We start from the raw sequence: 21,921 nt of genomic DNA, 5'->3' as shown, positions 1-21,921 counted from the left end.
GAGTATCATTTACCGTGGAGGTCAATAGGAGCAAGTATCTAACTGTGAATTCCCCTTCGACTCATCTTTGAAATCCCAGAGATAGTTGAAATAACTCATGAACTAGTTCTTCAGACAAGCCCCCTGTTTAAAGAATGACTTGGATTTTATATCTGTTAATCGCACGCGCAAACGGGTCTTGTAACTGATCCATTTCAGATGAGGTACGACGCTAGTTTCTAGAGATTTACCTATGATGGAAGTGAGCCCTTGAAAGAAGGTAAGGTCTATCTCTCAAATTCGCTCTTATCAATAGGTGTCACAGTGTATTCGACTTCACGTATGCCCCTTAGAACCTTGACCCGGGAGATAAAGTCCAGGACTTTCTCGTATTCGTTTCTGACCATAAAGATCTCGACACAGTAACCCGTACCGACATGGAGATGCATGTTGCCGAAGATGCTATCCTCATACTCATGTCTGAGATCCATTAAGGTGGAGTTCAATGCGTGCTGCTTCCTATCAAATATCACTGTGATTGTGGATACTATCTGCCCTTGCTTCATTTTCACGAGGGCAAACTTCGAAAGGGTATCTCTAACCGCCATCCTGATAGCTTCTGAACGGCTCGAATAACCCGTGTTTTTCACAAATAGGTCAAGTCGAACTAATAGATCGTGGCTTAGTGATACGCTTATAACAGTCAATTCACTCATATTAAAATAAGTCCTGGATTTTATTAAATATTATTAAAAACAACCCCCTTTATAGCGTTAAATTCATAAGGGTCAATGTTCTCAGTCAGCAGAATAGGGGGATAAGAGGCATATCAGAAAACGGTCACAACCATATCCCCAAGCCCTCTTCCAACCAAGTTCACGTTCACAAACACTCAAATGAGGGTTGGGAGGCTCTCGCAATTTCCGTTATCACCATGGTTCTGGGACTCGGCTTAAACTATTCCCGGGGTCAATCTCTCGTCTCCGATCTGTTATTGGTCTCCACGATGATACTCTCTGGATATACCATCGCAGAATTGGGTGTAAGGCGCTTAATTGAGGGGCGAATCAACATCAACTTATTGATTACAATCGCGTCGATAGGCGCGTTCGTCATAGGGCATCTCGAGGAGGCCGCAGCAGTGGTTTTTTTGTTCAATATTGCAGAGAGGCTGGAGGATTATGCTGCAGATCGTGCGCGTCACTCCATCGAATCCCTGATGGATCTGAAACCTGAGAACGCGACCATTAGGCGGGATGGAGAGGAGGTTTCTGTCTCCATCCAAGAGGTCTCTCCCGGGGAAGTATTTGTCCTAAGACCTGGAGACAGAGTCCCCCTTGATGGTGTGGTCATTGAAGGAGCTTCTAGCATCAACCAGGCAACTATAACTGGCGAGTCTGCACCAATTTCTAAAGTTGAAGGGGCGGACGTTTTTGCAGGCACCATCAATATTGATGGGTTCCTTGTGGTGCGAGTCAGCAAGATGGCTGATGAGACTTTTCTCGCCAGGATACTAAAACTAGTGAGGGAGGCAGAAGAGAGCCGTTCCCCGACAGAAGCGTTTGTGGATCGTTTCGCTAGATTCTATACGCCGGCGGTGATTATACTCGCAATCCTTGTGGCAACTATCCCTCCAATAATCCTACAGGAACCATTTAGTGATTGGATCTATCGTGCCCTTGTGGTGCTCGTAGTGGCTTGTCCCTGTGCTCTCTCCATCTCAACTCCTGTGGCCATGGTCTCTGCCATTACAAGCGCTAGCAGGAATGGTATACTTGTCAAGGGAAGCACATTTCTAGAGAGAATGAACGATGTAAAAGCCATTGCTTTCGACAAGACGGGAACATTGACTCAAGGTGAGTTGGAGGTTACAGATATCATTTCATTTGACCTCACCGAGGAAGAGATATTGAGGCTGGCTGTCTCTCTCGAAGTAAAGGCCGAACATCCAATAGCAAAAGCGATCCTAGCTAAAGCCGAGGCTGCGGGAGTCAAACCAGTAAAGACCACTGACTTCAAAGCTTACGTTGGACGTGGAGTAAAAGTGTGCATCGACGGGAAGACATTTTGCATCGGTAATCTCCGCCTCCTTAAGGAACTGGGTATCGTTCCCCTTGAAGGCATCGTTGAGAAACTCGAGGCGAAAGGGAAAACTGTGGTACTTGTCTCTGAGGATGACTATACTATAGGTGTTATCGCCCTAATGGATAAGATTAGAGATGAGGCACCGCAGACAATCGCGGAATTGAGAACGCGTGGCCTGGAGGTCCAAATGCTCACAGGGGATAACGCCCTTACTGCTAAAGCAATAGCCGAGAAACTGGATATGGGAGGTTATATGTCTCATCTTCTCCCCGATGAAAAGCTTGAAGCCATCGAGAATTTGAGGTCCAAATATGGGCAGGTGGCGATGGTTGGTGACGGCGTGAACGACGCTCCGGCTCTTGCTGCTGCAGACGTCGGGATCGCTATGGGGGCAATCGGGAGTGATGTGGCTTTGGAGACGGCTGATATTGCCTTAATGGAAGACGACCTAATGCGTATTATTTATCTCGTCCGTTTGAGCCAGGCCACGATGGGTCGCATCAAGGAGAACATTGCGGCTTCAATAATCGTCAAACTTATGGTGGCTGTCCTAGCTATCCCTGGATGGATCACTCTCTGGATAGCCGTAGCAGTGGGCGACATGGGGCTCAGCCTAGCTGTTATCCTAAATGCTATGAGGTTAGGTAGGATCAAGGCCCGGGAAGAAAATATTTATTGAACTAGGTCATTTTGAGGCAGTCTAAATCCTTAACAATTTAATCCACTGAATTATAGTGATTTCAACCGGTTCAGTGCAGATCACTATTCTATTTGCAACTTTTTTCGTAAGTTCCTTCTCTTTAGTTGGAATTCTGGCGCTCTCACTTTAAGAAGAGACCCTTCACAAGATAATGTTTTTCATAATAGCCTCAGCCGGCACGATCCTTGGGGTTGCACTTTTCAACCTCCTCCCAGAGGCCGTGAAATACATCGAAGGATCAATAGTTTTCGTTTACGTTGCTGGGGGATTTGTGGCGTTCTACCTTTTAGAGCGGTTCATTTATTGGTATCACGGGCATGGTTATCGCGGCGAATTCAGCGAGACAAGGGTAAGGGCATATACTAAGTGATTCGCTTATCTGAATGTCCTTGGGTACGCTATCTACAATTTCCTTGATGACGTGATCATTGCTGTGAGCTTCAATGTGGGTTTCTCATGGGTCTCGCGACCACGATTGCGGTGATCTTCCACGAGCTTCCCCCGGAGATAGGTGACTACGGCTTCCTTATCTATGCAGGGTTTGAAAAGATCAGGCCCTTACTCCTGAACTTCGTGGCCGCCCTATCTCTCGTAGCTGGCGGGATCTTCGCCTATTTCTTCCTTGAGATGGTTGAAACCTTCAGTGGAACCCTCATAGTTTTTTCAGCTGGGGCTTTTTTTGTATCTATCAGCCTCGGAGCTCATACCAGAGCTGAAGAAGGAGCAACATTTCTGGAAGTTGCTTACACAGTTCGCGATATTCCTTTTTGGCTTTGGCGTAAACTGGTATCTAGGTATAACTTTTCGTCATCAGTAGGCGTGCAAGTGCAGATACTACTCAAGAAATCGTAAACTCTCAACCATTATTACTGCGCCTACTTGTATTCTAAAATCAATAAATCAAAATTTGAATTCTATGGAAGCTCTTGTCCAAGAGCATCATAAATAAGAGGGTATATTTTTGGAAGTAAATCACACGCGTGAGGCCAGAGGTTCTCTTAGAGTCCCATGATAAACTGGATCATCATGACAAGCCAATTCTTCTCAAGCGTATGTTTTCAGATAATGAGTTGAACGTAATAGCGACGGACAAAACCCGTTAACTCGAGTTTTTCACAGTGGTACCTGGTAAAAAGAAAAATAAGTTTCTGTGCCGTCACTTTTTCTGGTTGGGGATCATGCATAGGAACTTTAGCTCCCGGTCCCCCGTGTTCTTGAACTGGTGAAGCTCATCGGGGGGAATATAAACGACGGTCCCCGCCTCAACCGCCTCGACTTCCTCTCCCCCGAGTATCGTGCCCGATCCCTCTAGGATGTACGCCTCGTGCTCCCATGGATGGGTGTGCTGGGGGGTCGAGCCCCCTGGCGTCACTGTAAACTGCCTCATCGAAAAGGTGGGGGCTCCTGTCTCCTCAGTGAGGAGCCACCTGATCTTCACCCCGTCTGCTGGAGCGGGAACCTCATCCTCCTTAACCTCCTCGTTCAGAAAAGTCTTCATGTCTAACCCTCCTTAGAAGATATAACTTAAGGTTAATGGTGATTATCTCGCAGCTCACACCAGTTAATGGCCCCACAGCAAATCAGATCAATCATAATATGACTACCTCAAAACCAGCCGGTTAAAGATGAGCCCTAGAAAAATGGTGTTGTCCATTGAGATGTGGGCTTCATATTCGCCTTCTTAGACTCTTTTAGAACCGTATCTTTACGGTCGACGAGGGTCATCCCCCGAGTATCTCTCTTTTGCTCTCAATCTCCACTACCATCTCCGTCTCCACCAAGCTGGGATCAACGACCGTAGCGAGTTCTGTTTTAGATATACGCGCGTGCCAGACCTTGAACTCCGCCACGGGCTTCCATTTCCGTGTTCATAGGGAGTTTGTTCTTTGGCAATTCGCGCGAAAAGGGCCGTTATTATACGGTCGCAAAATGAGTAATCCTAGGGCCTAGACTATTTCTTCCTATTCAGTGCTTAGGCAAACTGAAATGTATGCATTCCAATTGTTCTATATCAACCATGAATCTGAGGGACATCTATATCGCGGGCAGACGTCTCAGGCATCTGGTGAGACACACCCCCCTTCATTACTCCTGGTACCTCAGCAAGGCTTGCGGTGGGCGGGTGATGCTCAAGCTCGAGAACTTGCAGTATACTGGCTCCTTCAAGGTGAGAGGTGCCTTCAACAAGCTCCTTCAGCTCTCAATTGGGGATATGCCGTACGGAATAATCGCCGCATCCTCTGGCAATCATGCTCAGGGTCTAGGCTACGTCTGCAACCACCTAGGCGTCGAAGCCACCATCATAGTCCCCTTACATACCCCTAGAGTAAAGATCGAGGCGATAAGGAAATACGGAGTCGATCTCATTCTTCACGGGGAGGAATATATGGAGGCCGAGAGACTCGCTAGGAAAATGGGACTAGAGCAGAAAAAACCCTTTATCTCTGGATATAACGACCCCCAGATCATTGAGGGCCAGGGAACTCTAGGGCTGGAGATGCTCGAGTCAACTCTGGACTTCGATATCGTTCTCGTTCCGGTGGGAGGAGGGGGGCTAATCTCAGGGGTAGGCGCGGCCGTTAAAGGCACGGATAAAAACATCGAGGTAGTTGGGGTACAGACCATGGCATCGCCAGTGATGTCTGAGAGCCTAAGAATGGGTAGCATCGTTGACATGCCACTCAGGGATTCCATTGCTGAGGGACTACATGGGGGAATCGAGGAGAGTTCTATCACATTCGAGATATGTAAAAAGCACGTAGACGGCTTCATCTTAGTCCGAGAGAAAACTATACTTAAGGCCATATCGAATCACCTACAATTTGACCATCAGGTGGTGGAGGGAGCCGGGGCCGTAGGAGCTGCAGCTATAATTGAGAATCCAGAACGATTCAAGGGGAAGAATGTTGGAGTTGTTGTTTCTGGCGGGAACATCGATGAAGGGCTGTTGAAACAGGCAGCAAATATAATGTAGAGGAGACGGAGGAAGTGAATTTCATTGAATAGGATAGTCGTAGACGCCGCCAAGTGCTCCGGATGTAGGGTCTGTGAACTAGTATGCTCATACCACCACGAGAAGAGGTTCAGCCCGAGCCTATCCCGGATAGACGTTGTCAAAATGGACAAATATGGCTTGGACTACCCCGTCTACTGTCGCCAGTGTAGTGAGTGCCCCCCTGCCGATGTATGCCCCGTGGGGGCCCTCAACAAGGGGGATAACGGGGCAATAATCCTTGACGTCGAAGTATGCATAAATTGTGGGGTATGCGCCAAGATCTGCATCTACAACGCTGTCAAGCTCGATGAAGCCTCAAGGCCACTAATCTGTGACCTATGCTGGGGCGACCCAGTCTGCGTGAAAAAATGCCCTACGGACGCATTAACTTATGAGGAGTCGATCCAGGTTACGGATCAGCCTGAGAGTGTCTTCAAGGAGCTCAGGGAAAGGTGGGGTATAGATGTCTAAATTTGGCGGATACACGGGGAAGGTTCTCAGGATCAATCTCACGAAAAGGATCTCAACGGTCACTGAACTAGAGAAAACTCTTGCCTGGGGCTTTTTGGGAGGCCGTGGATTTAACGTGAAGCGAATGTATGATGAAATCCCCACCGGGACAGATCCTCTAGGCCCAGAGAACAAACTATATTTCGCACCGGGCCCCTTGGTCGGGACTAGTTTCCCTACTGCAAGCCGCTTCAATATCTCAGGGAAATCCCCCCAGACAGGTATACTAGGGGACACCAACGCCGGGGGTCACTTAGCATCCGAGATAAAGTATGCAGGATACGACCAGATTATCCTAGAAGGGCGGAGCACGAATCCTATCTATATCCATATCCGCGATGACGATGTAGAATTCCCGGACGCGTCACATCTAAAGGGGAGAGGAGTCTATGAGACAGACGAAATCATCAAATCAGATCTCGGAGATAGACGTGTTCAGACTGCGATCATCGGTCCTGCCGCTGAAAATGGAGTGAGGTTCGCGGGTATTTTCGCGAACCTTATGCGAGCTGCAGCGAGGACAGGAATGGGCTCCGTAATGGCATCCAAGGGGGTCAAGGCCCTTGTGGTCAGGGGCACGGGCTCAGTCAGTGTCGCCAAGCCTAGGATGTTCGAGGAGCTCGTCGATTATATCAATGAACAGATCAAAGGCCACGAGCAATACCAGGGCAGGCGGAGTATGGGTACCACGAGGATCCTCCTTATGGCCAACGCCGGGGGTTTTCTCCCTACGAGGCATTATACAGCGGGGACATTCAAACACGCAGCCGAGGTGAGCGGAGAGAGGCTCGCGGAGGAGTTCAATGTCAAGGGAAGGGGGTGCTTCGCATGCACAATCCCTTGCAGCCGCTTTTACGTCGTAAAGAGTGGAGAACATGCAGGACTCTACGGCGAGGGACCTGAGTACGAGTCCCAGGGATCATTCACGTCGAGAATAGGGAACAGGAGCCTAGAAACAGCTCTCAAGGCGAACGACCTCTGCAACAGGCTGGGGTTGGACATCCTCACCACCGCTGAGAGCATCGCCTGGGTCATGGAACTCTACGAGAAAGAGATGCTTTCCAGTGAGGAGGCCGATGGTCTTGACCTTTCCTGGGGTAACGAAGAGACTATCCTCACCCTTATCAATAAGATCGCACTGCGCGAGGGTTTCGGAGACGTGCTGGCTGATGGAACCACAATGTCTGCGAGGAAGCTGGGTCGCGGAATAGACCTAACGATGCAGGTGAAGGGACTTGACATCATCATGGCTGATCCCCGAGGGCTCAAAGGATTCGGGCTAGGTTATGCCGTCTCGAGTAGGGGAGGCGACCATCTCAGGAGCGAACCATTCCTAGAACTGGTGGACGACCCAGCGATCGGCGAAAAGATGTTTGGGATCCCGGATGCGACCATGAGGCGAGCATATAGGGGGAAAGGCAAGCTCGTCTCCTACTTCGAGGACTGGAATGCAGTTATCGACTCCCTCCAGCCCTGTAAGAACATCATGCAGAACATGGAGATCCTCACATTCGATCTCTCCTCCAAAGTCATAGAGGCCACGACAGGGATTCAGTTGACCCCAACCGAGGTCCGTGGGGTCGGGGAGCGTATTGTCAACATCGAAAGGGCTTTTAACGTTAAAGAGGGGATGAGGCGGAAGGACGACACCCTCCCCCGGAGATTCAGGGAGGAACCCCTCATCGCGGGGGAGAGCAGGGGTACGGTGTTCGAGTTGGAGCCCATGCTCGACGAGTATTACGGGGAGAGAGGCTGGGATCTTAAGACCGGGATACCTACCTCAAAGACCTTAAGAAGATTAGGCCTGAATAGAGCGGCTAACGACCTTTCTAGGCTAAAATAAACGCAGTAGAATTCGAACCTCCTAATTGGGATCCAGTCGCCAGTCACCCGTCCAATTAGTGTTAATGGGGGAGGTGGGGTGGAAAAAGAGGGGCCTGTCAGACTTAGCCGCCCTCTCATAGACTATGGGGCACTTTTCGAGGTCGAGAGGCTTACCGCCCACTTTGGTAATCAGGGTTCGTCCTTTAGACCCAATTCTATTACAGACCTCTCCTGCTCGTCAGCTGCAGCCTCTAGGATCTAGAGTGACAGCGTGTCAAGGGAGTGGAATCACTCAGGGGGCACCTTTATAATATCGCTGAAACCGTCGTTCGCCAGCTAGGTGAATTTTATCCCCCTCTCGGGGTCTCCCACTCTACATCGGGCGTGGTCGGCGTGAGGATGTACATCTACACACAGCAGCGGTCTACCGCCTTGAGTCTCATATTAATATCTATTTGGGGGCCGACCATGATGTTATAATTTAACTAGTAGTAGATCAAAAGGCAATCATATTCGTCCGCCTCAACCTTAGCGTAGCTGCAATCCTTAGATAGCTCACGAATGATGCCTTTGGGTAGAAATAGATATGAAAATCCATATTCAATTTCAAATCTCAGCTTCGAGGATATATTATTCTTTCAGGGGATCATCTTCTGATTTCCTGAAAGAAGCCAGTTTACACTTCAATAGATTTATTAATGAATATTATTCAACCCATGCAACTAGTGGAAATATACCATGCTTATCTGCGAGATCTGCGGAATGGAAGCCATCGAGGCTCATAACTGTTCCAACTGCGAGTCCCAGTTCTGCAAAGAGTGTGGCGATGTAATGGGCAAATTATGCTACGATTGTCAAGGCTGGGAATCAGAGAGTCTTACCGAAGACTGGGAAGAAAACTGGAGTAGATCCTGGGAAGGAAACGAACCCCATTAGAATAACCGTTAATGTGCGTGTAAATGTCATTAAACCCTTGTATCTTACCTGGTTGTTTTTGATTGCATTTTTACCCAGTTTCCGGTGCTTATCCAACCTCACGCTCATTTTCCTTCGCTTGAAAACGAGTCTATTTTAAATCGTTCTTTTAGAATTAACCGTTTGTATTGAGTCTAGTTTATAGAGTTCGCGCGCTATAAACAGCTTTATAGAAACCAGATTCCTATCTTGATGGAGACTGAGACCAGATCATGGATATCAATCAAATTCTCCTCCACCTAGACACAGGAAAAACAGTTCTGTCCCTCATCAACGCTGTCGCGGATAGAGTCAACAAAGGTGGTATATCCACAGTCGTCATTGCCAGCATGAAAGGCAAACAGGTCATTAAGTTCAGCGAGGCGCTAAAGGGATCCGCTAAGGTCGTGAGCGTCACAGAGTTCGAGTACTCTAACTCCTTGAAAAAGGCAATGAAGAAGCTGAAGGTTGTGTTGGTGGAGAATGCTGATCTTCACATTCAGGATCACAGGGAGATGCGTGAAGCATTACAGGCCTGCAGTTCAGGTGTTAAGGCCGCTCTGGAGGCTGTAGTTATCGCTGCAGGGAAGGGCTTGGCCTCCGAGCCCGTCCTTGCCATCGGTGGGGGGAGACACGGACTTGACACAGCCCTCGTAGTAAGGCCCTCAACTCCAGAGGATTTGGTCGACACTGACCTAAAAGATGAGTTGGCAGTTCTCGAGGTCATAGCCCTCCCAACCTAAGTGACTGCCATGAAAATTATGATCGCGTTTTCCTCATGTGGAAAGGTTTTCTCTAAATTCACAGGGAAAAGCTTGGAGACAGTGCATGCCATCTAGGCCGCTCTTCCACGCGAGACGGGGCAATTGTTTAATATTTAGTTTTTTCGCCCTTTTTATGGACTCGAATCGATGATGATCGGTGAAGGAACCAGAGCTTTTCGTCGTCAAGGATCTCTAATCGCTCGATGTTAAACCAGCTGAGGTTATTATACCTTTGATAATCACATTCCCTAACCGTAGCGAATTTCTATTTTTGGAAGCATCCTAGATCTTTAATGATGCGCCTCCCCACAGAGATGGTATCGGCCTGAACTGGTCCTCCTCAGTGTTTTTTGCTAGCCTTTGGCGTTTCTGTGGGTCAATCAGTTTATAGTTGCAGCTTTCAATGGGATTGATCCTCTGCATTGATGTAACAATAACTTATTCGTCTTTACGATTGCCTTCTGTACTACACGAAAAGCCGTTAGTTCCCTCGTCGAGAGCGATCTAGGGGAGCAGGGTTAATATCTTTCTTCTTGTAGACTCGATAGGTATGGTCTCCATAGGTGGACTGTTTCGGATCGTGAGACCAGTGAACTCTATAATGATGGGATTCGCGGTGCTGGTAGGGGTGGCTATTGGCGAAAAGTCTCTGCTCCCGTCATCGGTCCAGGAGCTGGTCCTGGCATTCTTCGTTGGATTCTTCCTAAGTGGCAGTGCCATGGCTGTGAATGACTATTACGATAGGGAGATTGATGTGATAAACGAGCCTGGGCGTCCCATTCCTAGCTTGGCAGTGTCCCCGGGGGAGGCTTTGGTTGTCACCTTCGTTTTCAGCGTGTTAGGGCTGGGATTGGCAGGATTGACGAGCATGGGCAGTCTGCTGATTGCAGCACTAGCTTGGGTGGGAATGATGTTCTACTCTACATTGGGAAAGCGGACGGGACTCCCTGGGAATCTCATCGTGAGCGGGTGTATCTCTCTTCCTTTTGTTTACGGTGGTTTTATTGGAGGGGAGACTAGCCTAAGCCACTCCATGCTCTTTGCCCTTCTTGCATTTCTCACGAACACCGGGAGGGAGGTAACAAAGGGGGTTGTCGATATTGAGGGTGATAGGGCATCTGGAATCAGAACCGTGGCGGTTTTGAGAGGTCGGGATACTGCTGCGATTGTATCTGTTACTAGCTACGTTCTGGCGGTTCTAGTCTCAGTGGTCCCAGTCTACCTGCATCTGGTATCGTTCTGGTATATTCCATTCGTGGCGGCCACGGATCTAGGATTGATCTATCTTTCGATCTCATTACTAAGAGAGCCGAGTAGGGAAAATAGCAGAAAAGTTAAAAACTGGATCCTACCGTTGATGTTGTCCGGACTATTTGGCTTCCTGTTTGGAAGCTTTATTTGAGTCTGCCGTTTACCTGGATGAGAGAGCAATTCTCTCAACTTCTCTTTTCCTTCGGATGGAGAAAGCATTAGCGTTGTTGTTAGCGGCACCGATTAACTGGGTTGCTAGGACTTCTTCAAGTGTTAAGCGGTTGCTGAACGTGGCGTCCCTGATTCCTCTGGAGATGTATCTCAGGGCAAGGTCTATCCGGCGCTGGGGACTGATGTCCACAGCGAGGCGATAGACGACTCCCCCGTAGCCAATGCGTGTTGTGTCCTCATTAGGGGCGGAGTTCTCGACGGCCCTGACTAGGACTTCAACAGGGTTGCGCCCCGTCCTAATATTGATAATCTTGAATGCATTACGGACGACACTTATGAGGCGGGGCTTTCCGCCACCGCTACTGCCGGGACGCATCAGGGCATTGATGAGGCGTTCTACTATACTCATGTCGGATTTCCTAAATTTGCGGGCCGTATGCCTTCCACTAGAGTGTGGGAGAAAGATAGGCTCGATGTTTAGATACCGCACAAGTCCGATGTCTCTTACAGAGATATCATCAAATGTCCACTCACCAAATAGCTTCGGAGGCCCTGTTATCTGACTGCTCATGGAATCACATCTTCCGTTGAACCAGAAATGCATGACACGAAACCGAAATAAAAGGTTTACCAAGAATCGCCATCCCTTTAGCTGGAGTGTTGGGTATATGTTGAACATTCCGTGCGCGAGTGGCCTATTTTACTTTTAGTGGCGCCGTACTATTGACGACGTATAACATGAGCCTCTTGTTCCCAGCCATTTACTTATGTATGAGAGAGAGGAATTAGGGGTGGTTGTAGGGATCATTGTATCGGGACACTGGGTGCTTAGGTTCCTGATTGAGATATCCCTAGTCGTCTGACCTCTCAGAGGCTCCGCTATTTTCGTTCCATATCTATAAGGCTCGAGTAAAATATGGTGAGGGCATTATGTGTGCTTATACAGTTGTTTTTTCCAATTAACCCCCTGTGGACTCTCCTACGCATCAGCCCTCTTGTTTTTTTCAGAATCCACTATATTCGTCGTCAACCTATTTGATGAATAACGCCACTGGAGAACCATTGGGCCTTTTTAGAAGATTAAGTTCAGTGGGACAATCTTGGTATGACTCTACAATTAGTGAATCTAGCGCCCGTTTTCAAGCTGGGAGAGAATAGAATTAAAGCGATTAGCGCATGGGTTTACGGACTTTGCCTATTACCATGAGTTGCAGGGGTACGCCATTGACAGAGTTGACTTTGTATCTTACGCCAGGGATATCTCCCATAGATCTGGCTCTGGGCCCCCCGATGCCTTCAATGGTGACCTCATCATGCTCATCGACGTAGTTCAGGGCTCCATCTCCGGGGAGGAATGCGGTAGCGAGACGGCCGTTCTTTATGAGTTGGACTCTGACGCATTTACGGATGGCTGAGTTTGGCTGCTTGGACTCAATGCCCACCTTTTGGAGGACGATGCCCCTACCCATGGGGGCACCCTCTAGGAGACCCTTCTTATCGGTTCTCCGCTTAAGTCTAAGAACGTAGTCCTTGCTCTTGTAACGCATCTTGCGCCGGACTTTCTTGAGGCGTCTGCCTGCGTACATCCCGTTAGCCATGAAATCAGCTATGCCGTGCAGGGGGGCATCTTTAAACTTTGTGGAAAATCAGCTCACAGGCCAATATTGTCTATTTGATCTGTATTGTATAGCGCGCGTATTGAATATTTATTTTCATAATCAATAGCTGGGATGAATTTTGTCAAGCCATTACAGAGAGAATCCCTAGACCCGTGGTTCTGAGCCTTTATATCAAAGCACAGATAGAACGTCTATGGTGAACTAAATGGAGACAGGGGCCCCCATTAGGCTGATACTTATGATAGGCAGTAATATTTTTGGTGTATATGCGTTATATAGAATTGTCAGAGAGGTCTATTTTTTCATTAAGAACTATTCCTCCGATGAAGAGTATTAGCGGGACGGTCCCCTTGAGGCTATCTGCCTTTTTTATAGGTGAAGGCATCTAGCTATTCGATATATTGAAATCCAATATCACTGAACTCTCCCTGCTTGAAGCACTTAACACCGCAAGGGGTATAGAGGAGCAACTATCGACTAGGTACAGCCAGTTCGCTGAGTTGACAAAAAATGAGGTTGTTTGTTCCCTATTCACCCATCTCGCCCTAGAGTGTCAAAAGCACTCGGATATGCTTAAAGAGCTACCCTATCTCCTCGGCGAGGCCGTTGACCTGCCATACAGGGGGGATTTTACTCCTAGGAGGCTTCCTGAGATTAGCCCCGTAATCGATCAGCAATTAGCTGTCGAAACGACTTTTAAGATCGTCAAGGAGCACATCGCTGTTGAGGAGAGCGTGATGCGGTACTACGTCGAACTCTCACGTATTATCTCTAATGAAAAGGCGGTCGGGAGGATCCAAAGTCTCATCGAAGACGAGAGAAGTCATCATGAGATGCTCGGTAGGCTTACGAGCGAGCTTACGGTTCTATACGGAGAGCAACTGACTATGGACTATGATAATTAACACTGTGTGCGTCTTTATTGCCACTATAGACGGACAATCTGGAGCCCTAGGAATAACCCACGTTACCAGTTTTGTCTGACCTAGGCTTGTGCACACGTAGGATGAATTTAAGCAAATCTTAGCCTATCATATATCGAGGATGCTCCCTGTCATGCCTCACACATTTCTCGATCTGGTTAAAAGCGACATCAACCAAGGCGACTGCGGAAAAGATGTCCTCAGCTGCCTCGATGGGTCCGTAGAACAAAGTCCGCACCCAACGCCGTAGGCAACGAGTTGGCCACTGCAACTGCAGAGGTGACAGCGTCCCTCGAGTACCTTTTCTTGAGCCTCTTCCAAGAGGAGATAAAGTTGTGAGCTCCACATCCGACTGGATAACCGTAACAATTCTTGATGCTGTGGATGGCTTTCGCGGCTAAACCCACAGATGGGATATCAATAACCATTGTATCCACCAACATGTTCTTTGTCTCGGCGGCCTTAACCTTCAGTAGGAGCTTGTCAGGGAGTCCGCTCTTATCTGAGGATAGAAGCGTCTTGGTGCTGTAGAGGAGGCGTATCGCGCTGGAGCAGCCCCCCTCCTTGATCTTGTCATAGACAGAAGGTTCTGAGTGGGGTATAAGGGAGTTGAGGATTTCCCGGTCCATGAATCCCTGGTCGTTGGCGTATTGGAGAGACTTCACCTGACTCTCCTCGGAGAGGACATTCAAGACTATAGGCATCTCTGTAACCCCTGCGACGAAATCCATGTCTCTCTCGGCAACCAAGGAGCTTTCTGCTACGAGGTCTACCATAGCTGGTAGCCCGACTTATCCGTCTGCTCCGCCATCTTCATAATGCGGTCTCATCCTTTTTCTCGTCGAAGAGTCCGTTATGAGGATCCTGGATGATGCTATGTCTCTTGTAGAATATAGATCTAATCATCACGGTTGGGGTGATACCTGGGTTCCCACCAACTTTTACACCATGGATCTCAAACGTCTTCTACTCGACGGTATACTCAAAGAGAGACAATACGATCCCTCTATAGCTAAATGAAATCTTAAATAACATCGCGCGCGCAGAAAGATGAATAATGACCGAAGAAAACTGTCGGATTTAATAGTTCCACTACGGAAAGTCATGTCAAGATCTCCGAGGATCTGGAGGATTAACATCGGCCTTTTTGAATAACCTAAACCAGAACCCTGAACGTACAAAATACTGAGCTAGTAAGTGAAACAAAGCGACATTTTCCTGAACCACAGCGCTATCGTTAAGTATCATTAAGCCACGATCGAACTCTCGTATCCATTATGGCTGAAGAGAAGTTTATGAGGTTCTCGATAGACAAGGCCAAGGAAGGAATAGCGAACGGTCAAGAGCCGTTTGGGGCTTGCGTCATTAGGGACGGGAACATTATAGGTGTGGCCCACAACACAGCACTGCGGGACCACGATGTTACTGCTCACGCAGAGATAAATGCAATCAGGATGGCTTGTAAAGTCTTGAACACCCTAGATCTATCAGGTTGCGAGATCTATGCAACGTTCAAACCCTGCAGAATGTGTCAGGAGGCCTGCGAACGAGCTAAAATCTCCAAGATCTATTATGGAGCTGGGCCCGAAGACATCGGATCGAGCCCTGTAGAGGTTGGTATTCAGATAGAGGCGGGCTTCCTTAGAGATGAATGCCTCGAGATGCTCCAGAAGGCGCGCCAATAGCAACTCATCGCCGAAAATACTGATTCACTCAGATGGATTCTCCAAATGATTCATAAGGTATGTAGTCGGGTCAATCTATATTTATCATGATTCCCATTTTTGGAGCAGGTCTCGCTGGTCTGAGCGCGGCACGTAACCTTGGTGGCAACCACTTTGTTCTCGAAAAGGACACCCGAGTCGGAGGTCTCTGCAAGAGCGTGAATATCGATGGCTTCATCTTCGACTACGCCCCCCACATCCTCTTCACGAGAAACGATCACATACGGTCTCTTTTCGAGGATCAATTGAAAGGAAACCTCTTAAAACATACCCGGGAGGCATTCATCTATCTCCAAGGGCTTTTCGTAAGGTACCCCTTTGAGGTCAACCTTCACAATCTGCCTGAGGACGTCATCCGAGAATGCATTGATGGGATTACTAACAGAGATGTCAGTAAAGTGACTAACTTTGAGGAGTGGATCTACTCAACCTTCGGAGATGGCATCGCTAAGCATTACATGATTCCATATAATCAGAAGATCTGGAAGTACGACTTGTCAAAGATGAGCCTCAATTGGATCAGAGGGAGAGTTCCCTCACCTAGTATAGAGGAGATGAGGAAGGGGGCGGAGGGGGCTTTCAAGAGGGACTATGGTCCCAATGCTGAATTTATGTACCCTAAGCGCGGGGGAATCGGCGCATTAGCGAACACACTTGCCGATGGCGTCAATATCTCCCTGAGCTCAAAGGTGGTCGAGATCAGGCCCTCAGAAACAGAGGTCATGGTCCAATACCTAAAAAACGGTAGCCTAAAGGAGCTCTCAGCTGAAACGGTTCTGTCATCGATACCATTGCCGGACTTGGTCAACATGTTCCATGATCCGCCCGAAGATGTCGTCGAAGCCGCGAGATCCCTTGTCTACAATTCCCTAATTTGTGTGAACATTGGAGTTAGTACGCCGGGAATCATCGATAAACACTGGCTTTACTTCCCCGAGGACGATCTCATCTTTAATCGTATCAGCTTCCCCATGAACTTCTCAAAATACACCACACCCAGAGACTCAAGTAGTCTCCTCGTTGAGGTGACCCACAGAGAGACTAGCGTGGACCTTGATAGCATCCGGGACCTGGTCCTTAGGGATCTCATCAAGACGGGGATACTCGACGAGAAGGATGAAATAAAGGTATGCGATGTTTCCGCCTTTAAGTACGCTTACGTGATCTACGACCTTAACCACGCCAAGAACGTAGGAATTATACACGACTATCTGAAAAGATCCAACGTCGTCCCAATAGGAAGATTCGGGGAGTGGGAATATTTCAATATGGATAAAGCTTTATTATCAGGTAGGAATGCTGCTTTAAGAATCAGTGGATCTCCATGATATCTGTCATCATTCCCACCTACAACGAGGAAAAGAACATCGAGAGATGTCTTAAAGCGTTTGAGAAGCAGACAATTACACGGGAAGCTTTCGAGATCATTATTGTGGATGGTCAGAGCAGCGACAGAACCACGACTATCGCCAAGAATTTTGCTGACAGAGTCATCCAGCAAGTCAGCAAAGGAGTCGGAGGCGCAAGAAATGACGGTGTCCAGATCGCCAAAGGTGATATTATAGTTACCACCGACGCGGACTGTATACCTTACGCTGAATGGCTCCAAGTTATCCAGAATCAGTTTAAGGATGAGAAAGTAGTCGCGGTTACAGGATTCCTCAATCCCTTTGATTGCGAGGGGCTGAGGAAATACGAGGCTTTCATCTACAAGCTACTGTTCGGTATATCTAACCAACTACTAAGGGTGTTTTCAATTACAGGATATTATCACCTCTGCGGAGCCAATTCCGCGTTCGATAGGGATACATTCCTCGAGATCGGGGGTTACCAAGATCTCCCTTACTCAGATGATATAGAGATCTACAAGAGGCTAAAGCCTAGAGGGAAGATGGTCCTAGATACGAGGATGAAAGTGAACTACTCGATCCGAAGGATCAGGAAGATGAGTCTGTTGAGATACATTTACACGATCACTAAGAACGACTTTGTGACCATGGTAATGAACGCAAAACCGAAAGACGACAGCTACGCCAGACAGGCATATAGCTAAGGAGAAAGCAAAGTTTTCCTGTGTATAGATACATCTTTATAGATTCTACTTTGCGTAGTTGATGATGTTTAATTCGCATCTTTTTTTCAGATTTACGAGATTATGGGATTACGTTCATATACTATTACTGATTTTTCCCGTAATTTTTCTGATTTCCCCCGCGAATCTCTTCACATTTAAAGCCCTCATCGTTTTTGCCGCGAATTTATGCCTCACAGCATACGGGTATATGTATAACGATCTTCAGGATGCCGTGGATGATTATTGCGATCTCGAGAAAAGGAAAAGGAACCCAGTTGCTAGCGGAGAGATAACCCGAAATCAGAGCTACCTTGCTAATTTGGCTCTCTTAAGCTCAGGCTTAATCATGCTAGCGTATATAAATCCCGTCGCTTTGTTCCTTGGAATAGCTTTCTCCATTGTAGGATTTTTCTACTCTTGGAGGCCTTTGAGACTCAAGTCGACGCCCATCTGGGACGTTATCTCTCACGTCCTTTTCCTTGGGGTCCAGCAATTATTGGTTACCTACACGGCGTTCCGGTCCCTTGACCTGTTCGTAACGCCCTTCCTCATGATCATCATACCCTTCTCTCTGATGAACGAGGTAATTCACGAGCTAATTGACTTCAAGGTGGATGAGGAGACTGGGATCAGTAACACGGTGCAAATGTTAGGAGGATTTAACGTAAAGAATCTACTTATCGCATTGAGCATCCTAGTCATCTTAGGTACCCTCATCATTGTTCTAAGCCTTTCTGCGCAGTACAAGGTCGTCGGGTTTGTCATTTCGATATTGATCGTAGTTCCAGCCATTTACAGGATGAACGTGCGTATAGCAAGAATAGCTTAGGGGACATATCCCTCACAAGGAGCCAGACGGGGTACCAATATACGCGGGGCTAGACGCCAAATTTGTGGAGATGCTCACGGGAAAGAAGCACGCCTCTGCCAAGAGTTGCCTTGAGGGCGCAGGGCATATAATGAAGGAGGCGACTGCGATATTAGAGCCTCTCCTAGAGTCAGGGGCCTCGAAGTCGAAGGGCGTCATCGTCTTCGCGACGGTAGAGGGAGATCTCAATGACCTCGGAAAGAACATTGCCATCGCGATGCTGAAATCCGTAGGTTTAAGGGTAGTAGACCTTTGTGTAGATGTGACGGCGGCGGATATAGTTAGAGTAGCCGAGGAGGAAGAGGCTGACATCGTAGTACTCTCAGCTCTCCTGAGTGTTCTGGAGCCCCAAGTCGTGAAGACCATTAATACCTTGAAGAGATCTTAGTTAGGAGAGAAGACCAGGGTGCTCCTAGGAGGGAGGGCCCTCGAGGCTGGGATGGCTGATAGGATAAATGCCGACGCGTACGCACGGGACGCTTTTGATGGGATCGCGAAGGCTAGGGAGTTAATGAAGGGGGCTCAATAGTGTTGCTCCTTGGATCCTAGTACGTACACGGTAGACCCCTGTCCGCGCTGTGACATACAATGTTTTGAGATCGTTATCGCCCCATGCAAGATTCGAGGGAGCCTCTGGGAAGCTCAATATCCCCAGCTTCTTGCCGTCCTTGTCTAGGATCCAGATGCCCCCCGGACCCGTGCAATAGATATTACCTTGAGTGTCAACCTTCATTCCATCAGGGACTCCTTCACCGGGTCCTCGGAGCACCGCAAAAAGGCGGCCATTAGTGAGTGCGCCATTGTCCTTGACGTCAAAGGCCCGGATGTGACCCATGGAGGAGTCGTCTACATAGAGGATGGATTCATCGGGGGAGAAAGCAAGGCCGTTTGGACCCTCGAAGGTGGCGTCAAGCAGGGAGAGATCTCCGTTGGGCTCTATGCGGAAGATCCCGTTGAAGTCAAGCTCTTTGGAGAGCCCAGTTCTACGGAGGCCGTAAGCAGGGTCGGTGAAGTATACACCACCGTCTGACTTGACCACGATGTCGTTAGGGCTGTTGATCCTTCTTCCCTTATACTTTTCAGCCAAGGTGATCACCTCACCATCAGCCTCTGTTCGGGAGACACGGCAGGAGAGCTCACAGGCTAGTAGGCGACCCTGGAGGTCTAGGGTGAGGCCATTGGATGGGCCACTGGGATTTCGGAAAACTTCATGTTTTCCGGTTCCTGGGTTCCACTTGTAGATAGTGTCTGCGGGGATGTCGGAGAAGAGCAGGTGTCCTTCGGGTACCCAAATGGGGCCCTCCGTGAACTGGAAACTTTCCGCTATCTTTTCTATGGGCTCGTCGCCGATGATAGCACCGAGCGTTCCCTTGTCCCCCATCTCATCGATCATAGTTCAATCCTCCGTTGTCTACTCGATCGGGTTACATAAAACGTTGAACATTTTGTGCGGTTTCAAGGGTTGGATGACCTACCTTAGGGCTGTTGGGGATATCGTGGTTCTCAGCATTGGGTTAGTTTTGTGGCGCGTATAGTTTGATCAGTTGCAATTGGGCTTAGTAACGCTTTCTTCCCCGAGGTATCTTCTTCTTCCTAGGGGCCCAATAGTCGCAGGCAGTCCTCCTTGCTGCGAGGACTTTGCGATGTTTGGCGCAGTAGAATGTCTTCCGGGAGTATTTTCGGCATCCTTCACATGTCCTTTTTCTCGGGAATCCACGATATACTCCAGTTCGGCCGCGCGGCCTGCTTATGGTGTTATCCTCCGGTTTTTATTATTTGTTTGTTGGCGGGTTCTCTCGTAGAGAGTGACCGCAGTGGCTGCGCTAACATTTAGAGTGGTGATAGCACCGTACATGGGTATCCTCGCTAGGCTATGGCACTGGTTCTGGAGGGTGGAGTTAAGTCCCTGGTCTTCGCCGCCGAGGATGATGGCGACAGAGCCAGTGAGTCGAGTGTCATAGTACCTAGTGGTGGCGGTTGGGTCGATGCCAATAAGGGTGACCCCCTCTTGTCTAAGGAGCTTGGCCGCCCGGTAGAGGCTGTCCCTGATGAGGGGGACGTGGAGGGCGCCTCCCATGGAGGCTCGGAGGACCGCGGGAGTGAGGCCGACGCTCTCCTTTTTGGGGATAATGACGGTGTCGACTCCAGTGGCCTCAGCGGTCCTGAGGATGGAGCCCAAGTTCATAGGGTCCTGGACCCTGTCAAGGAGGAGGATGGTGACGTCTCCTTGGTTACTCATGAGGATGTCCTTAAGGGAGCGAACGGGGGGGAGCTGGATGAGCGTGATGATCCCCTGATGACGACCCGTCTGGGTGAGGGTATCAAGGCGCCTCTTGGGAACGATTTCTGTGGGGATGTCCCGCTTCCCGGCGATGAGGATGATCTCCTGTATCTTTGGGTGCTTTTCGGTGCCCCTGGCCACAAGGATCCTCTCTGGTTTAGTGATCTTGAGGGCTTCTTTAACGGGGTTACGTCCTTCAACTTGTAACATTGGGGAACTCGTGGTGGAAAGATGGTATCAGGGGTTATTAGGGGTGTCTGATCCGGTTGACATAGGCCCCGCCATCTTATTTTTTTTGTAGGAGTATATGGTGTTATGACGAGCGCGCGTCTTTTCGCGCGTCTAGGATCAGATTTCTTTATATCTGCTCATTAATTGGAACGTATGTGCCAAATTTTAAGGTGGGAACGAAATCCCCTGATTTCACGTTGAAGGACCAGGACGGCAATCCCGTGTCCTTGAGCGATTACAAGGGAAAAAGCAACGTGGTACTGTTTTTCTACCCAAAGGATTTCTCGCCCGGGTGCACGGCAGAGGCCCGCGGCTTTAGAGACGTCTATGAAGACATCATAGACTTAGATGCCGTAGTAATCGGGGTCAGCGGTGACAGCGTTAAGTCCCATAAGAGATGGGTGGACAGGCACATGCTTCCTTTCACTCTATTGAGCGACCCAAAACGGAAGATACAGTTTTTGTATGGCGCAACCAAGGCATTCGGGCTCCTCCCTGGGCGCTACACCTTCGTCATTGATAAGGGCGGCGTCATCAGGCACATTTTCACGAGCGAGATCAACATGAAAAAGCACATAGCGGTGTCGCTAAAGGCCCTGAGGGAGATCACGGAGTGATCTTTCAAACGCGTATGCACTAGCATTCTGTTGTTCATATCAGTCCGGTGGAACTGGGTTTGTCGCTTTGGCTCTCCACTAATGTTGAATAAAAAGAGTCAATCGGTCTCGTCGGAGTAATTGCCACCAAGCAAGATGTTTGTCTGCTGCCAAGTTGTGAACCCGTCCCTTAAGGCCTTAGAAAATATCCAGTAATCGGGATCACTGAACCCTCCTGAGAATGTCCTCAGGTGTGAGCACTCGGTTAATCAAGTCTGAGATGCTTCGCTCGAGTCGTTCAATCATGAAATCAAAAAGACCGTGAGAGAGGTTTCAACCAGAAGCGACTCTATGAATTATTATTAATATGGT

Annotated in this window: 28 protein-coding genes; 19 read left to right on the top strand and 9 right to left on the bottom strand. The window is 48.6% G+C overall.

Annotated elements, in window-relative coordinates; genetic code table 11:
• Positions 1-266 precede the first annotated feature (266 nt).
• Positions 267-686, bottom strand: a complete 420-nt coding sequence (locus tag QGG23_05115; GenBank protein ID MDP6048808.1) for a CopG family ribbon-helix-helix protein — start codon at positions 684-686, stop codon at positions 267-269.
• Positions 687-913: 227 nt separating this feature from the next.
• On the opposite strand from QGG23_05115, the gene QGG23_05110 reads away from it, so the two are divergent.
• From QGG23_05110 to QGG23_05100, 3 genes are all read left to right on the top strand, one after another.
• Positions 914-2,743, top strand: coding sequence for a cation-translocating P-type ATPase (locus QGG23_05110; GenBank protein ID MDP6048807.1), 1,830 nt, complete (start codon positions 914-916; stop codon positions 2,741-2,743).
• Between the two features lie 172 nt (positions 2,744-2,915).
• Positions 2,916-3,134 carry a hypothetical protein gene (locus QGG23_05105; protein MDP6048806.1) on the top strand — a complete coding sequence of 73 codons (219 nt, stop codon included), beginning with the start codon at positions 2,916-2,918 and terminating at the stop codon, positions 3,132-3,134.
• A gap of 86 nt (positions 3,135-3,220) precedes the next feature.
• On the top strand, positions 3,221-3,616 hold the full coding sequence (locus tag QGG23_05100; GenBank protein ID MDP6048805.1) for a ZIP family metal transporter: 396 nt from the start codon (positions 3,221-3,223) through the stop codon (positions 3,614-3,616).
• Between the two features lie 304 nt (positions 3,617-3,920).
• On the opposite strand, the gene QGG23_05095 is transcribed toward QGG23_05100, so the two are convergent.
• Positions 3,921-4,262: a cupin domain-containing protein gene (locus tag QGG23_05095; protein MDP6048804.1), complete on the bottom strand. Its 342-nt coding sequence runs from the start codon at positions 4,260-4,262 to the stop codon at positions 3,921-3,923.
• Between the two features lie 223 nt (positions 4,263-4,485).
• Positions 4,486-4,614, bottom strand: a complete 129-nt coding sequence (locus QGG23_05090) for a hypothetical protein (GenBank protein ID MDP6048803.1) — start codon at positions 4,612-4,614, stop codon at positions 4,486-4,488.
• A gap of 167 nt (positions 4,615-4,781) precedes the next feature.
• Here QGG23_05090 and QGG23_05085 point away from each other — a divergent pair, with 167 nt between their 5' ends.
• From QGG23_05085 to QGG23_05055, 7 genes are all read left to right on the top strand, one after another.
• Entirely contained in the window at positions 4,782-5,738 is a 957-nt protein-coding gene (locus tag QGG23_05085) for a threonine/serine dehydratase (protein MDP6048802.1), read from the top strand.
• 24 nt (positions 5,739-5,762) lie between these two features.
• Positions 5,763-6,230 (top strand): 4Fe-4S dicluster domain-containing protein, encoded by a 468-nt coding sequence (locus QGG23_05080; GenBank protein ID MDP6048801.1) that lies wholly within the window; start codon positions 5,763-5,765, stop codon positions 6,228-6,230.
• Complete coding sequence (locus tag QGG23_05075; GenBank protein ID MDP6048800.1) at positions 6,223-8,112, top strand: aldehyde ferredoxin oxidoreductase family protein; 1,890 nt, start codon at positions 6,223-6,225, stop codon at positions 8,110-8,112. Before QGG23_05080 ends, QGG23_05075 begins: the two co-directional genes overlap by 8 nt.
• Before the next feature lie 78 nt (positions 8,113-8,190).
• Positions 8,191-8,355 (top strand): hypothetical protein, encoded by a 165-nt coding sequence (locus tag QGG23_05070; GenBank protein ID MDP6048799.1) that lies wholly within the window; start codon positions 8,191-8,193, stop codon positions 8,353-8,355.
• A 476-nt stretch (positions 8,356-8,831) separates the two neighbouring features.
• Positions 8,832-9,029 carry a hypothetical protein gene (locus QGG23_05065; protein ID MDP6048798.1) on the top strand — a complete coding sequence of 66 codons (198 nt, stop codon included), beginning with the start codon at positions 8,832-8,834 and terminating at the stop codon, positions 9,027-9,029.
• Positions 9,030-9,280: 251 nt separating this feature from the next.
• The gene (locus QGG23_05060; protein ID MDP6048797.1) at positions 9,281-9,790 is read left to right on the top strand and encodes a hypothetical protein; all 510 of its coding nucleotides are present in this window, start codon (positions 9,281-9,283) and stop codon (positions 9,788-9,790) included.
• A 601-nt stretch (positions 9,791-10,391) separates the two neighbouring features.
• Positions 10,392-11,213, top strand: coding sequence for a geranylgeranylglycerol-phosphate geranylgeranyltransferase (locus tag QGG23_05055; GenBank protein ID MDP6048796.1), 822 nt, complete (start codon positions 10,392-10,394; stop codon positions 11,211-11,213).
• A gap of 9 nt (positions 11,214-11,222) precedes the next feature.
• On the opposite strand, the gene QGG23_05050 is transcribed toward QGG23_05055, so the two are convergent.
• Both QGG23_05050 and QGG23_05045 read right to left on the bottom strand, forming a co-directional pair.
• Complete coding sequence (locus QGG23_05050; GenBank protein MDP6048795.1) at positions 11,223-11,804, bottom strand: 30S ribosomal protein S7; 582 nt, start codon at positions 11,802-11,804, stop codon at positions 11,223-11,225.
• A gap of 598 nt (positions 11,805-12,402) precedes the next feature.
• Entirely contained in the window at positions 12,403-12,831 is a 429-nt protein-coding gene (locus tag QGG23_05045) for a 30S ribosomal protein S12 (protein MDP6048794.1), read from the bottom strand.
• Between the two features lie 422 nt (positions 12,832-13,253).
• On the opposite strand from QGG23_05045, the gene QGG23_05040 reads away from it, so the two are divergent.
• Complete coding sequence (locus QGG23_05040) at positions 13,254-13,757, top strand: ferritin family protein (protein ID MDP6048793.1); 504 nt, start codon at positions 13,254-13,256, stop codon at positions 13,755-13,757.
• A gap of 118 nt (positions 13,758-13,875) precedes the next feature.
• Here QGG23_05040 and QGG23_05035 read toward each other — a convergent pair whose 3' ends face one another.
• Entirely contained in the window at positions 13,876-14,004 is a 129-nt protein-coding gene (locus QGG23_05035; protein MDP6048792.1) for a hypothetical protein, read from the bottom strand.
• Complete coding sequence (locus QGG23_05030) at positions 13,976-14,551, bottom strand: hypothetical protein (GenBank protein MDP6048791.1); 576 nt, start codon at positions 14,549-14,551, stop codon at positions 13,976-13,978. Before QGG23_05030 ends, QGG23_05035 begins: the two co-directional genes overlap by 29 nt.
• A 79-nt stretch (positions 14,552-14,630) precedes the next feature.
• Between QGG23_05030 and QGG23_05025 the strand changes: the two genes are divergently transcribed.
• From QGG23_05025 to QGG23_04995, 7 genes are all read left to right on the top strand, one after another.
• Positions 14,631-14,795, top strand: a complete 165-nt coding sequence (locus tag QGG23_05025; protein ID MDP6048790.1) for a hypothetical protein — start codon at positions 14,631-14,633, stop codon at positions 14,793-14,795.
• Between the two features lie 257 nt (positions 14,796-15,052).
• Positions 15,053-15,460, top strand: coding sequence for a nucleoside deaminase (locus QGG23_05020; protein MDP6048789.1), 408 nt, complete (start codon positions 15,053-15,055; stop codon positions 15,458-15,460).
• Between the two features lie 86 nt (positions 15,461-15,546).
• Entirely contained in the window at positions 15,547-16,827 is a 1,281-nt protein-coding gene (locus tag QGG23_05015; GenBank protein ID MDP6048788.1) for an FAD-dependent oxidoreductase, read from the top strand.
• Complete coding sequence (locus QGG23_05010; protein ID MDP6048787.1) at positions 16,824-17,552, top strand: glycosyltransferase; 729 nt, start codon at positions 16,824-16,826, stop codon at positions 17,550-17,552. The genes QGG23_05015 and QGG23_05010 overlap by 4 nt, the downstream gene beginning before the upstream one ends.
• A 64-nt stretch (positions 17,553-17,616) precedes the next feature.
• A complete protein-coding gene (locus tag QGG23_05005) occupies positions 17,617-18,402 on the top strand; it encodes a UbiA family prenyltransferase (GenBank protein ID MDP6048786.1) in 786 nt (261 codons plus the stop codon).
• Between the two features lie 70 nt (positions 18,403-18,472).
• On the top strand, positions 18,473-18,829 hold the full coding sequence (locus QGG23_05000; GenBank protein ID MDP6048785.1) for a cobalamin-dependent protein: 357 nt from the start codon (positions 18,473-18,475) through the stop codon (positions 18,827-18,829).
• Positions 18,830-18,847: 18 nt separating this feature from the next.
• Positions 18,848-18,970 carry a hypothetical protein gene (locus tag QGG23_04995; protein MDP6048784.1) on the top strand — a complete coding sequence of 41 codons (123 nt, stop codon included), beginning with the start codon at positions 18,848-18,850 and terminating at the stop codon, positions 18,968-18,970.
• Here QGG23_04995 and QGG23_04990 read toward each other — a convergent pair.
• Together QGG23_04990 and rlmB are read right to left on the bottom strand one after the other, a co-directional pair.
• Positions 18,950-19,834, bottom strand: coding sequence for an SMP-30/gluconolactonase/LRE family protein (locus QGG23_04990; protein MDP6048783.1), 885 nt, complete (start codon positions 19,832-19,834; stop codon positions 18,950-18,952). The two genes, QGG23_04995 and QGG23_04990, sit on opposite strands and share 21 nt — an antisense overlap.
• A gap of 354 nt (positions 19,835-20,188) precedes the next feature.
• Entirely contained in the window at positions 20,189-20,932 is a 744-nt protein-coding gene (rlmB, locus tag QGG23_04985; protein ID MDP6048782.1) for a 23S rRNA (guanosine(2251)-2'-O)-methyltransferase RlmB, read from the bottom strand.
• Between the two features lie 176 nt (positions 20,933-21,108).
• Between rlmB and QGG23_04980 the strand changes: the two genes are divergently transcribed.
• Positions 21,109-21,570, top strand: coding sequence for a peroxiredoxin (locus tag QGG23_04980; GenBank protein MDP6048781.1), 462 nt, complete (start codon positions 21,109-21,111; stop codon positions 21,568-21,570).
• The last annotated feature ends 351 nt before the right edge of the window (positions 21,571-21,921 follow it).

This window comes from Candidatus Bathyarchaeota archaeon (assembly GCA_030739585.1).
In the GTDB taxonomy this organism is placed as follows: Archaea; Thermoproteota; Bathyarchaeia; order TCS64; family TCS64.
This window is presented reverse-complemented; position numbering and strand designations above follow the sequence as displayed.